Genomic DNA, 12,792 nt, shown 5'->3' with positions numbered 1-12,792 from the left:
AAATCGGAGGCTTGAAATTGGATATCCGCACCGGCCGGCCCGTGACGCTGGGGTCACAGGGCATGGTGACGTCGCCGCATTCGCTCGCTTCCGCCGCCGGCCTCGACGTGCTGCGCGCCGGCGGCTCTGCGATCGATGCCGCGATCGCAACCAGCGCCGTGCTCGCGGTGGTCTATCCGCACATGACCGGGCTCGGCGGCGATGCGTTCTGGCTCATCCATGATGGTGCGAGCGGCGAGATCCGCTACCTCAATGGCGGCGGCAAGGCGGCCGAGGGCGCGACGCTTTCCGCGCTCGAAGCGCGCGGACTGAACGGGATTCCGCTGCGCGGCATCGTGCCGGCGACGCTGACGGTGCCCGGTGCAGTGGCGAGCTGGATAGAGGCGCATGGTGTTCATGGACGGTTGCCGCTCAGTCGCGTGCTGGAAAGCGCAATCTTCTATGCGCGCGACGGCTATCCGGTCACCGGCCGCCTTGCGAGCTTCATCGAGATGATGCGCGATGATCTCGCGAGGGATCACGAGACCGCCGCGTTGTTCTTTCCGCAAGGCACGGCCGCGCCGGCAGGAACGAAGCTGACCAACGCAAATCTCGCGCGCACGCTGCAATCGATCGCGGATCATGGATGGGAAGGATTTTACGATGGCCAAGTGGCCGCCGAGATGGCGCGCTTCTCGGAAGAAAACAGCGGCCTGTTCCGGCTCGGTGATTTCCGCCGGCAGAAGGCCGTCTGGGGCGAACCTCTTGTCGGCCACTACCGCGACGTCACGGTCTTCAACACGCCGCCGCCGACGCAGGGCTTTACCGTGCTCGAAATGCTCAACCTCCTCGAGCCGCACGAACTGCATCGCAAGGATTTCCTCGGACCCGACCATGTGCATCTCATGGTGCAGGCCAAGCAGATCGCCTACCACGACCGCGACCAGATGCTCGCCGATCCTGCCTTTGCCGAGGTGCCGGTCGAGCGTCTCATCTCCAAGGAATATGCGGCCGAGCGTGGGCGGCTGATCGACGGGCGATCGGCATTGAGGTGGGATATGGTGCCGTCCTATGGCTGCCTGTCCGGCGATACGGTCTATGTCGCCACGGTCGATCGCGATGGCAATGCTGCATCACTGATCCAAAGCCTTTACGGAGCGTTCGGCTCCTGCGTGGTGGCAGGAAAGACCGGCGTGATCCTGCAAAATCGTGGCGCATATTTCTCGCTCGATCGTCGCCATCCCAATCGCCTCGAGCCCGGCAAGATTCCGCTGCACACGCTGATTGCCTCGATGGCCAAGCGCGATGGCAAACTCTGGAGCGTGCTCGGCTGCATGGGCGCGGACGGGCAGCCGCAAATCCAGCTGCAGCTCTATTCCGCCATGATCGATTTCGGTCTCGACATCCAGGAAGCGATCGAGATGCCGCGGTTCCTGTCCGGACGCTTCGCGCTCGGCGAGGCGCGCGACACCCTGCATATGGAAAGCCGCTTTCCCGCGAGCACGATCGATGCGCTCGCGCAACGCGGCCACCTCATCAATCGCTGGGAAGCCTGGAACGAAATGGCAGGTCACGCGCATGGCATCACGATCAACCGACGAAATGGCATGTTGAGCGGCGGTTCCGACCCGCGCAGCGACGGCGCGGCGATCGGTTACTAACTATTGATCTACGTCGCGCATTGGCTGACCGTGCCATTCTGCGTTACCACTCCGCCAACAGGAGTGATGCCGATGCCGCTATGGACCTGCGAACAATGTGGCGCCCAGTTTCCCGATAGCGCCGAGCCGCCGGCCGCGTGTCTGGTCTGCGAGGATGAGCGGCAGTATGTGAACTGGAAGGGCCAAGCGTGGCTCACCCGCGAGGAACTGGCGAAAAGTCACAAGCTCGTCTGGCGCGACGATCTCGGCATTCCCGGCATCGGCCTCGAACCAGGTTTTGCGATTGGTCAGCGCGCGCTGCTGGTGCGGGAGGCGGACGGCTGCGTGATGTGGGACTGCGTGCCGCTCGCTACTCCCGAAGCTATCGATTACATCCGCTCGCTCGGCGGCCTGAAGGCAATCGCCATTTCACACCCGCATTACTATGGCGCGGTCGCCGACTGGAGCGAGGCGTTCGGCGGTGTGCCGGCCTATCTGCATGCCGATGACAGTGCCTTCGTCACGCGGCCGCATCGGACCATCGTGCCATGGACCGGCGACACTTATCGGATATCCGACGACATTCTTCTGGTGCGGACCGGTGGTCACTTTGCCGGCGCCACCATCCTGCATTGGCGCACCGGTGCGGAGGGTAGGGGCGCGTTGCTCACCGGAGACATTGCGATGGTCGCGATGGACCGTCGCTCACTCTCCTTCATGTACAGCTATCCGAATTACATTCCGCTCAATGCCGCAGCGGTGCGTCGCATCGCCGGTGCGGTCGAGCCACTGGCGTTCGACCGCATCTATGGTGCGTGGTGGGGCCGTAACATCGAAGGCAATGCCAAGGCGGCGTTCGAAATGTCCGTCCGACGGTATATCGCAGCCATCTCGGGCTGAAAGCGCGGCTGGCCGATCCCATCTTTATGGGGCTTCTCCATCCGTTTTGCCGTTGGCAGTATCATTGCCAGACAAGAAACGGGGGGAGCACGATGCCACATTCGCCCTTGATGCTGCTGGGTGCGCCAGGTTCGCCCTATACACGCAAGATGCTGGCGGCCTTGCGCTACCGCCGCATTCCCTATCGTCTCCTGGTCGGCTCGCACCGCACGCCGACCGATCTACCCAGGCCGAAGCCGCAACTGCTGCCGACCTTCTATTTCACGAAGGAGGACGGCTCGATTGAGGCGGTCGTCGATTCGACGCCGCTACTCCGCCGGTTCGAGCGCGACTATCCGGATCGAAAGCTCGTGCCATCGGATCCTGCGATCGCCTTCCTCGACTATCTCCTGGAAGACTTTGCCGACGAGTGGCTCACCAAGGCGATGTTTCACTATCGCTGGCATTTTCCTGCCGATGCAGAGCAGGCCGCGGAAATCCTGCCGCGCTGGTCGGTCAAGCCGATGACCGAAGCTGCGCTCGCGCCGAAGGCCCTTCATCAAGGACCGCCAGATCTCGCGCCTCTATGTCGTCGGCTCCAACGACACCACCGCGCCCCGTCATCGAGGCGAGCTTCCGCCGTTATCTCGGCGCCATGAAACGCCATCTAGAGTATCATCCGTTCCTGATGGGCGCGCGTCCCGGCACGTCGGATTTTGCGGCCTATGGCCAACTGCCCCAATTGGCGCGCTTCGATCTGACGCCGACAGCGATCACACTCAGTGAAGCGCCCCGCCTGTTCGCCTGGACCGAAGTGCTGGAAGACCTCTCCGGCGTCGAGCCGGCAGAGGCAGACTGGATTTCGCGCGACAATATTCCGGCGACGCTGAAGGACCTGTTCGTCGAGATGGGCCGCGTCTATGTCCCCGTGATGCTGGCCAACGCGAAAGCGGTCGCGCAGGGCGCGGCAAAGGTCGAGGCGGAAGTCGACGGCCTGCCCTGGGTGCAGGAGCCATTCCCCTATCAGGCCAAATGTATCAAGTGGATCGGCGAGGAGTACGGCAAGCTGGATACTTCCGCGCGGCACGCAGTGTCGTCAATCATCGCGGGGACGGGCTGCGAGAGGCTGCTGCCTGCCGCGGCGTGATCGCCAAAAGCATAGTGAGGGTAGGCCCAGGCAGCGCGCACGCGCTAGCAGTCCCGTCATCCTGAGGCGCGAGCGAAGCGAGCCTCGAAGGATGTGCGGCCCGGCTGGTGGCCGTCGCCCTTCGAGACGGCAGCTTCGCGGCCTCCTCAGGGTGACGGATCACATTCGCATCCGGGCTTACTTCTCTAGCCCACTGCCCGCTAACGGTTACCCACGCCAACCGCGGCGGCGCCGCGCGGCATCGGCGCCGGCTGCAGCGGGATGGCGCTCTTCGGCTCGTTGAGCCAGCCGGTGAGGCGCGACATCAGGCCGGGCTGTTCGACCGTCCGCGCCTCCTGCACGAATGGGTCGGTGTAGCATCGTGCGCCCGCGGCCTTGGCGATCCGCGCCACCGCATCCGTCATCGCCGGCGCACCGGCGGTATAGACCACATCGTCGGCCGTCAGTTTTGGCAAATGATCAGTCGGCCGGCCGCTGCGGACGGCATGCGAGACCTGCTGCGGCTCCGACACCATCGGGATCAGCGTGACGTTGGGAAACAGCGCCAGCCGGCAGAGGGCGGCATGCATGTAGAGAGAGCGCAGGCTGCGCGCCTGGACAATGAACACCATTTCCCGTTTCGGCTGCTCCATGATCGCGGCGACGGCAACCGACCACATCGGGGCGAAACCGGTGCCGCTCGCGACGAGAACGATGCGGCCTTCATGGCCTTGCCGGAAGAACGCGCGGCCGTACGGCCCCATCAGCTTGACCCGGTGCCCGGGGCGGATGTCGTGGCCGAGCGCCGACGATACCTGACCGTCCGTGACCTTGCGGATGTGAAAATGCAAGAGGTGGTCGTGCGGCGGACCTTCCAGCGGATAGGTCGGGCTGTAGGACCTCGCGGGGAATCCCTGAAACTGCAGCTTGCAATACTGACCGGGAAGGTAGTCGAGCGGCTTCGGCAGTCCGATGTCGACGCCGACCACGTCGGGGGCGAGCTGAACGGTCTGCGCCACTTCCGCCGACAGCGTCACTGGCTCGGGCGCGGCCTCGATCGCAATCTCGAGATCGGAAACGATTCTGGCCTGGCAGGCGTGGATCATCTCGTCGCCCCGGCTGTGGCCGCCAAATACCTTGCCGTCGACCAAGCGCACGCGGCAGGCGCCGCAGATGCCGGAGCGGCAATCGTGTGGCAGATCGACGCCGTTCATCAGCGCCCAATCGAGCAGAAGCTCGCCGCGGTTCGCCAGAAATGGCTCGTTGTTGATTGTGACCTTGCAAATCCTTGACATTTATTCCACCTCGATACGAATGGGCCGGACATGCCGTGTATGTCTGATCTGGCTGTGATCGAATGCGGCAACCCGCATGAACACGCCGCTTCTGATCGGCACGTCAAATTCGCTTGTTGTGTCGAGCCGGCGCTTCACCTCCAGTGCCCAATGGCCGGAAGCCCAGCGGGCTGCAGATCGAACGTCGGCGCGATCGCCTGAAAATTCGCCGCCCAGGATGACACCGGGGATCACGGTACCGGTTGGGATGCGGGCATCTAATTCGGTCGAATAGGGAATTGAATCCTGCTCGGTCATGAACCAGCGTGCGCCGTCGCTTTCGCCGTGATTGGGATCGAGATCGATATCTCCCAATGCATCCGATGTAGCGGTGACGATCTTGGGCAGGCGCAGCGGCGCGACCAGGCGGCTGCGGCGCGGACCGCCGGTAAGGTCGGCCTCGACGGTGAAATTGTCGCGATAGTTCGCCGCTCCCGGATCGGGCGCGAAGCCGCCCTTGTACGGCACGACGTTTGCCGCCTGCATCGGGGTCGGATTGAGCGGCGGTCCGAAATGGGCATCGTCCATCCACCCGGACGCGCCACTGGTCGCCTTCCACTGCCAGACATCGGCATAGCCGGCTGCCGTGTAGTGCAGTCCGCGGCCGCTCATGGTGGCCGGGGCGCCGGCGACCGGCTGCGGCCCAGGATGAAAGGTGCGGCCACCGGCCAGCGTGACATCAGAGGTGGTCAGCAGCACCGAGAACTTGTCTTCATTGTATTGATGCTCGTCGCCGATCTGAAAGCCGGAATGCAGCAGATGCCATCCGTCGGCCTGCTTGATCAGCGGCAGGTGCTTCAGCGAACGCGTCGAATCTTCCCAGGTGAAGAGGAAATACGCGTAGGTGCCGTCATGCACCGCGCGGATTGCGATTCTGGTCTCGCCCTTGCCGTCGAAATTGCCGCCTTCTCCGGTTAGCAGCGAGAACGGCTTGACGCCGCGCCAGGCCCGATCGGAGGTGTCGCCGTCGAGGGTCGGGGCGTCGGCGGGATTGATGCGGCGAATCTGCACGCTGTCCACGGCCAGCCGGTCTGTTGCCACCAGCAGCGAGGCACCAGTGATCGCCGCAGCGGCTGCCACGACGAATGCGTTGGCCTGCAGGGTCGGGTTTCGGGAGTGTGCCGGACCGGCGTTTGGCGGCGTCCGATCCGGCTCCGTCGTCCGCTCCCGCCGCATGTCGGCGCGCGGCTGCAGCGGATGGGATGAGACTTCCGGTGGCGCGCCGTCGGTGTCCGGCAGGCGTGCCGACTGCTCGGCGAGCATCCCCAGCAGTTCGACCGCATCGAGCCGCGGTGGCGGCGCGGGCAAAGGAGCTGGACGAAAGATGCGCAGGAGCTGCGCAACGCCGCCGCTCTTGTACTGGGTCAGGACGTGAAGCACGACGAAGGCGAGGATCACCCAGGTCCCCACCCAGTGCAGCATCGCCACGTCATAGCCGGAGTAGAAGCCGAAATAGAGCGCGCCGCCGCTGACCAGCAGGATCGACATCGTGACAAAGAAGATCCAGTACATCAGGGCGATCACTGCGCTCAATCGCGCCTGCCCGCGGCCGAACAGGCCGCGCAGGCGAACTTTGTCGAGCTGGACGCGGCGTCCAAGACCGGAGCGGAGCATGTAGACGATGTAGCCGATCGCCACGGCGACCAGGACGACGGCCGCCTGCATGTGGGCGATCCATACGCTGTCGCGCGGCAACACGGCATCGAACCAGTTGATCCAGGTGCGGTCGGGGGTTTCCGTCGCGATGCGCAAGCCGGTGACGAGCGCAACGGCAAATGCCGCGACGAACGTCCAGTGTAGAATGATGGTCCCATAGTCCGTCTTACGCTGCCTCACGCATACGCCCCGCTACTTCACTTCCGAAGCAGCAACCGCGCCGATCCCACCAACCGCCGATGTCGCTGCCCTATTGCTGGTGGTCTCTTGTTGCCGAGACCTCGTTTTTTTCGTCCTTGGCAGGCGCAGGCCGACGAAAATGCCTTCATGCGCACGCCGCGTGAGCCGGATCGGCGAACGCGCTTCTCTGATGTATCGGCCTCCAGCGTGCCCGGAAGCATCGGGAACGCCGGAGGTCGTGCCGCGCGCCGCTATCCCCACATGTGATGCAAATGCGCCAATTCGGGCGCCGGTGGAAGATCGTGGTCGACGACCGGCGCGGCAACGTCAGCGGTTGCCAACGTCACCGGCTCGACGCTGATGGCGGGAGCCGCGGCCTGTTGTACGGCCGGCGCCGTCGTCGTTTCGGTGGCCACCGGTGTCCCCAGCACCTCGGCGACCGTCACGCCGTTTGCATTGTAGGTACCTCCGGTCACGGGGACATTGCTATTGCCGAGATCGACCGCATTGCCGTGCATCTGGCCGGCAGCCGCAGTGACCAGGGCCGCACCACCCGTCTGCAATCCCTTGATCATCGCGGCAATCTCGGCGCCGAGCATGCCGCCCTGTGTCGGGTCGAGATCGGTGATGCTCTTCTCGAACGCCCTGAGATCTTCGATCAGCGTGGCGATGGCGCCTGCGTCGTTGCTGCCCACGAGCTCAACGGCCTGCTTTCCAAGCGAATTGGACTGCGCGATGAAATTGGCCACGAACGCCGTCTCAACGGCGTTGTCGAGATGGATCGGATCCGGATTGCCGGCATCCGGCAAGGAGTCGCCGATGCCGCCTTGGGTCGCCATATCCGCCAGCTTGGCATCGCCCTGAATGATCTCGATAATGTCGAGGATGTTATCGCTGCTGGCCTGCGCCGCGGTGGGGCTTATTGAAGGGTCGTTGATATAGACCAGTTCGAGCTGGAGTTGCTGCACGATCTTGTCGGCATGCTCGCCGGTCAGCCCCTCGAACAGTTTCGGATCGGCAGCCATCAGCGCCTGTATGTCCGATATCACGGCATTGATGTCGTCGGTGATCTGCGCGCGGTTGTCGTCGTTGACCCCGCCGAGGATCTGACTGGCCACGTCCTCGAACATCGCGCCGATCTCGGCGAGATTGTGCGGTTTGGCGGCCGGCGCGGCGGGCAGGGGCGCCTCGGGCGCCGGATTCGCCAGCGTGGGATCGGTATTGACGGCATTGATGATGCTGGCGCGAAGCGTTTGCTGTGCGGCCGCCGCGCCGAACGAGCCTGCCGCGTTCACCGTGGCGTTGGCCGCCGAAATAGCGCTGGTGATGTCGGACAAGACCGCCTGAACATGGCCGAGCGCAGCGCCGGAAAACTGGCCTGTATTGAGTTCGGCCAGCAGATTGCTTTGCACTGTGGTCAGATCATTGGTGTGGAGCGCAAGGCTGGCAGGCCCCTGGCCGCCTTGGTCGATAGCGCTTTGCGGCGAAGCATCCGCCGGCGGCCGCGCCATGCCGTTAAAGGTGGCGCTAAGGTCGGAGAAACTCGAACCGACAGGCCGTGCCGCCGTTGGGGTCGCCGGCGGCGTTTCCTCTGACGTTACTGTGGATGGCGAAGAAGGAGCGACCGACGGACTGGCGACTTCATCGATCGGCGGATCGAGATCGACGTCGGACTGATCTCCGTGAGCGAAGCGAGCCATTGTTCGTCCCCTGTTACTTCCTTAGGAGTTCTTGACGTGTGGCGCAGCTATCCGCCGGGGAGCAGGATGTGCGCAGGATGAAGGATCATCGAGCTTCGTGGCGTCATTCGGCCCACACGGCGACCAATGAGCGCCGAAGCAAGGTGATAGACGGACGAATCCGTGACGCGAGCCGCGCCGAAGGATGACGAATGAGGCGCACGCGAAAAACTTGTCGCTACCCGCTATCCGCGCTCCTCGCAGAATCGCAAGAACGCGCCACCGGCTGTGGAATTTCAGGTGGCCGCGCGCGCAACGCGTCGGCGCTGACGAAACGTTTGCCATCGTTCTACCCAAGCGCGAACTTGAAGAATCGGCATCCGTCGCATTCTCGCCGAAAAATGGTCCGCATCACGCGTCAAGGAGACCTGCAGGGAGACTCGGCGGAGGCGCGGGTCGAAGGGCAGTTCAATGAGTATGGCTCAAGGCCAGCCGCAGGCGCGAGCAGTACAAATGTCGCGCGCAATTTCCGGCCTGCGTTCGACGCTGGCTGCCGACGATCCCGTCGCGAACGCGCTGCGGGCGAGCGGGCGTCGCATGATCGGTGTCGCCGTATTCAGCGGCGTCATCAACATCCTGATGCTATCAGGGTCGATCTATATGTTGCAGGTATACGATCGGGTGATTCCGAGCCGTAACCTTGCGACGCTGTTCGGCCTGTCCCTGATGGTGCTGTTCGCCTATCTGGTGCAGGGATATTTCGATGCGATGCGGTCGCGGATGCTGTGCCGGATCGCAACGCTGTTCGACGCCGGCCTGCAGTCCTCGATCCATTGGGCGCTTGCCACCTTGCCGCTGCGCGGGGTCAAGCCGGTCCTGATGCAGCAGCCGCTGCGCGATCTCGACCAGGTGCGCACGTTCATGTCGGGCATGGGGCCGACGGCGTTCCTGGACATGCCGTGGATCCCGATCTTTCTGCTCGGCCTGTTCCTGTTTCATCCGGCGATCGGTTTCACCGCGTTGCTCGGCACGGTGGCCATCGTTGCCATGACCTTGCTGAATGAGCGGATATCGCGCGGTGCGGCCAAGGCGGCGATGGACATGAATGCTCAGCGCCAGGTGCTGGCGGATGCGACGCAGCGCAACGCGGAGATCGTGCGGGCGCTCGGCATGACCGACCGATTGACGGCGCGCTGGTCGCAGGCCAACGAGCGCTACCTGCAGGAGAATATCCGCTCGACCGACGTCCATGCCAATCTGGGCTCGGCTGCGAAGGTGCTGCGCTATGTCCTGCAATCGGGCATGCTGGGCATCGGCGCCTATCTCGTCATTGCCGACAAGGCTTCGGGTGGCATCATGATCGCGTCCTCGATCCTGATGGGACGCGCGCTCGCGCCGGTTGAAATCGCGCTCGGCACCTGGAAACAGCTGGCCGCCGCCCGCCAGGGGCTTGCGCGGTTGCGCGACATCTGCAAGGCGACTGCGCCGCCTCCGCCACCGCCGGTCATGCTGCCGCGTCCGTGCCGCGAATTATCCGTGCAGAATCTCGCGGTCGCCCCGCCGGGCCGCGACATGCCGATCGTCTCAGGTGTCACGTTTTCGCTCAAGGCCGGCTCGGGGCTGGCGCTGCTTGGGGCGAGCGCCTCAGGCAAGACGTCGCTGTCGAAAGCGCTGGTTGGAATCTGGCCGGCGCATCGCGGCGCGGTGCGGCTGGACGGCGCCTCGCTCGATCAATGGCGCAACGAGGATCTCGGCCGTCACATCGGCTATCTGCCGCAGGATGTCGGCCTGTTCGACGGCACCGTTGCCGAGAACATCTGCCGCTTCGACGAGAATGCGAGCTCGGACGCTATCCTCAAGGCCGCGCAGATCGCCGGCGTCCATGACATCATCCTGCGCCTGCCGGAAGGCTACGCAACCCGGATCGGTGCCGGCGGCATTTCGCTGTCGGCGGGCCAGAAGCAGCGCGTGGGGCTGGCGCGCGCCGTGTACGGCGATCCGTTCCTGCTCGTGCTCGATGAGCCCAACGCCAATCTCGATGCCGACGGCGAAAATGCCCTGACGCGCGCCATTGGAATCATGCGCCAGAACAAGTCCATCGTCGTCGTGATCTCGCATCGCCCGAGCGCGCTTTCCGCGCTCGACATGACGATGGTGCTCTACGAAGGCAAGGCGATCGCGTTCGGGCCGAGCGAGGAAGTCTTCGCGCGCGTTCGCAACGCTGGCGGCAAGGGCCCGCCCGCACCGGCGCAGTCCTCACCCCAAGCCAAGGCCGAGCCACGCGCGTCACTTGCCGAGAGTGTTTCGTCATGAAGGGTTTCGATCACGTCCATCGCGACGAAAGGGTGCGGAGCCGGTTCGAAGGAACGGATGCCGAGGCCGCTGCGCCGCAAGGTCAGGCGCTGATTCTCGAACTGCAGCGATTGCGGCAGGCGTTCGAGCAGGACAATCGGCTGGAGCAGCGGCCGCCGCTTCGCCGTCCGCCACAAGATGAACGCACCGCGGCACGGCGTCCGCGACCGGGCCGCCCGAAGCGGCGCAAGAAAGGCAAGATGGGGCGGGTGCTCGATGCGTGGCTTGGCCCCTTCGGATCATCCCAGTCCGATGACGTTGATATCGAGCCTCCGGCGCCGCGCGGCCGACGCGCGCGCGAGCCGGAGTTCGCGTCACCTCCACCAGCGCCGCCACCGCGCGGCCGCGCGCGAGGCGCGGTAGATGACAATGCGTGGCGGAGCGAACGCCAGGCGCGCGGTCCGATCATCGCGCCCGATGATCCATCCCTTTTGAACATGCCGAGGTCGCGGCCGGAGCTATTGCAGATCGACGAAAGACGTGAGCCGCCTCGCATCGAGGCGCCGCAGTTGGCGCCGCCGAGCCCGGCAGGTCCCGTGTCGCCCGATCGCTCAGTGGCACGGATCGTCCGCAATGGCCTGACCGCCGGCGTTGCCTTCCTGGCCAATCGCGATGCTTCGGCGGATGCGGCGACTCCCGGCGAGAGCATCACGCAGCGTGCGGGGCGCGCCTACGAGCACGAGTTGCGTACCGGCTTGCGGGCGCTGCTCATCGTCGGCGGGCTGGCGGGCGGCTGGATGGCGTTCGTGCCGTTGTCTGGCGCCGTCGTGGTGCCGGGCAATCTCGTGGTGCAGTCCAATGTCAAGGCCATCCAGCATCCGACCGGCGGCGTCGTCGCGAAGATCGCGGTCAGTAACGGCATGCGGGTCAAGGCCGGCGATCTCCTGCTGCGGCTGGATTCGACGCAAGCGCAAGCCAGCCTTCAGGTGGTGAGCAAGCAGCTCGACGAAATGCGCGCGAAAATTTCGCGCCTGGTCGCCGAGCGCGACGGTCTGCCCAAGCCGGCCATACCGCCGGAATTGTCGAACCGACTTGACGACAACAATGTCAAGACGCTGCTCGCCTCCGAGGCCTCGCTGTTCAGGGCACGGGTGACGGCGCGCGAGAGCCAGAAGGAATTGCTGCAGAGCAAGGTTGCGCAGCTTGGCGAGGAGATCATCGGCCTTGAAGCGCAGGTCGCGTCCAAGGCCAAGCAACTCGAACTGATCACCGGCGAACTCACCGGCGTTCAGGACCTCTTCGACAAGCGTCTGGTGCCGATCGCGCGGCTCACGGCCTTGCAGCGCGAGAGTGCCAGAATCGAAGGCGAACGCGGCCAGTTGCTCTCCACGATCGCCGAGACCAAGACCAAGATCGACGAGGCGAAGCTTCAGATCGTCAGGCTCGATCAGGATGTCCGCACCGAGGTCGTCAAGGAGCTCGGCGAGGCGCAGGGCAAGGAAGCCGAGCTCTCAGAGCGCGCTGTCGCCGCGCGCGACGTGCTCGAGCGCATCGAGATGCGCGCGCCGACATCGGGCGTGATCCATCAATTGGCCGCCCATACCATCGGCGGCGTCATTCGCGCCGGCGACACCATCATGGAGGTGGTGCCGGACTCTGACGATCTACAGATCGAGGCGCGGCTGCAGCCGAACGATATCGATCAGGTGCGCAAGGGCCAGCAGGCGTTCGTCCGCTTCTCGGCCTTTAACCAGCGGGTCACGCCGCAATTGATCGGGCAGGTTTCGTTCGTCTCGCCCGACACCACCCGCGACCAGCAGACCGGCATGTCCTATTTCACTGTCAGGATCATGCTGCCGGAAGAGGAGCGCCGGCTTCTCGCCGGGTTGCAGCTCGTCTCCGGCATGCCCGCGGAAGTGTTCATGCAGACCGGCAGCCGGACCATGCTGAGCTACCTGTTCAAGCCGATTCTGGATCAGTTCCAGCGCGCCTTCGTCGAGCGGTGAGGGGATAGCATGGGTTTTGAC

Annotated in this window: 9 protein-coding genes; 6 read left to right on the top strand and 3 right to left on the bottom strand. The window is 64.5% G+C overall.

Features of this window, described 5'->3' with window-relative positions; genetic code table 11:
* The first annotated feature begins 17 nt into the window (after positions 1-17).
* The 4 genes from ggt (at position 18) to J6524_RS13180 (ending at position 3,645) form a co-directional block, all read left to right on the top strand.
* The gene (gene ggt / locus J6524_RS13195; protein WP_225671097.1) at positions 18-1,640 is read left to right on the top strand and encodes a gamma-glutamyltransferase; all 1,623 of its coding nucleotides are present in this window, start codon (positions 18-20) and stop codon (positions 1,638-1,640) included.
* Positions 1,641-1,712: 72 nt separating this feature from the next.
* Positions 1,713-2,519 (top strand): MBL fold metallo-hydrolase, encoded by an 807-nt coding sequence (locus J6524_RS13190; RefSeq protein ID WP_225671095.1) that lies wholly within the window; start codon positions 1,713-1,715, stop codon positions 2,517-2,519.
* Positions 2,520-2,611: 92 nt separating this feature from the next.
* On the top strand, positions 2,612-3,157 hold the full coding sequence (locus tag J6524_RS13185; RefSeq protein WP_225671094.1) for a glutathione S-transferase N-terminal domain-containing protein: 546 nt from the start codon (positions 2,612-2,614) through the stop codon (positions 3,155-3,157).
* The gene (locus tag J6524_RS13180) at positions 3,154-3,645 is read left to right on the top strand and encodes a glutathione S-transferase family protein (RefSeq protein WP_249789440.1); all 492 of its coding nucleotides are present in this window, start codon (positions 3,154-3,156) and stop codon (positions 3,643-3,645) included. The genes J6524_RS13185 and J6524_RS13180 overlap by 4 nt, the downstream gene beginning before the upstream one ends.
* Positions 3,646-3,845: 200 nt before the next feature.
* On the opposite strand, the gene J6524_RS13175 is transcribed toward J6524_RS13180, so the two are convergent.
* From J6524_RS13175 to J6524_RS13165, 3 genes are all read right to left on the bottom strand, one after another.
* The gene (locus J6524_RS13175) at positions 3,846-4,919 is read right to left on the bottom strand and encodes a 2Fe-2S iron-sulfur cluster-binding protein (RefSeq protein WP_225671092.1); all 1,074 of its coding nucleotides are present in this window, start codon (positions 4,917-4,919) and stop codon (positions 3,846-3,848) included.
* Complete coding sequence (locus J6524_RS37690; RefSeq protein ID WP_225671091.1) at positions 4,920-6,794, bottom strand: ethylbenzene dehydrogenase-related protein; 1,875 nt, start codon at positions 6,792-6,794, stop codon at positions 4,920-4,922. It abuts the gene before it with no gap.
* A 251-nt stretch (positions 6,795-7,045) separates the two neighbouring features.
* Positions 7,046-8,494 (bottom strand): hypothetical protein, encoded by a 1,449-nt coding sequence (locus J6524_RS13165; protein WP_225671090.1) that lies wholly within the window; start codon positions 8,492-8,494, stop codon positions 7,046-7,048.
* Between the two features lie 576 nt (positions 8,495-9,070).
* On the opposite strand from J6524_RS13165, the gene J6524_RS13160 reads away from it, so the two are divergent.
* Positions 9,071-10,786, top strand: coding sequence for a type I secretion system permease/ATPase (locus J6524_RS13160; RefSeq protein ID WP_225671797.1), 1,716 nt, complete (start codon positions 9,071-9,073; stop codon positions 10,784-10,786).
* Positions 10,783-12,771 carry an HlyD family type I secretion periplasmic adaptor subunit gene (locus J6524_RS13155; protein ID WP_225671089.1) on the top strand — a complete coding sequence of 663 codons (1,989 nt, stop codon included), beginning with the start codon at positions 10,783-10,785 and terminating at the stop codon, positions 12,769-12,771. The genes J6524_RS13160 and J6524_RS13155 overlap by 4 nt, the downstream gene beginning before the upstream one ends.
* Positions 12,772-12,792: the final 21 nt, after the last annotated feature.

Origin of the sequence: Bradyrhizobium hereditatis (assembly GCF_020329435.1) — a bacterium.
GTDB lineage: Bacteria > Pseudomonadota > Alphaproteobacteria > Rhizobiales > Xanthobacteraceae > Bradyrhizobium > Bradyrhizobium hereditatis.
Note: the sequence above shows the minus strand (reverse complement) of the source record. Positions and strands in the feature narration are given on the sequence as shown.

What these genes read in the sequence shown, in the direction of transcription:
- J6524_RS13155 (WP_225671089.1), top strand. Translation starts at nt 10,783, where the DNA reads ATGAAGGGTTTCGATCACGTCCATCGCGACGAAAGGGTGCGGAGCCGG.
- J6524_RS13165 (WP_225671090.1), bottom strand. Translation starts at nt 8,494, where the DNA reads ATGGCTCGCTTCGCTCACGGAGATCAGTCCGACGTCGATCTCGATCCG.
- J6524_RS13160 (WP_225671797.1), top strand. Translation starts at nt 9,071, where the DNA reads ATGATCGGTGTCGCCGTATTCAGCGGCGTCATCAACATCCTGATGCTA.
- J6524_RS13185 (WP_225671094.1), top strand. Translation starts at nt 2,612, where the DNA reads ATGCCACATTCGCCCTTGATGCTGCTGGGTGCGCCAGGTTCGCCCTAT.
- J6524_RS13175 (WP_225671092.1), bottom strand. Translation starts at nt 4,919, where the DNA reads ATGTCAAGGATTTGCAAGGTCACAATCAACAACGAGCCATTTCTGGCG.
- J6524_RS13180 (WP_249789440.1), top strand. Translation starts at nt 3,154, where the DNA reads ATGAAACGCCATCTAGAGTATCATCCGTTCCTGATGGGCGCGCGTCCC.
- J6524_RS13190 (WP_225671095.1), top strand. Translation starts at nt 1,713, where the DNA reads ATGCCGCTATGGACCTGCGAACAATGTGGCGCCCAGTTTCCCGATAGC.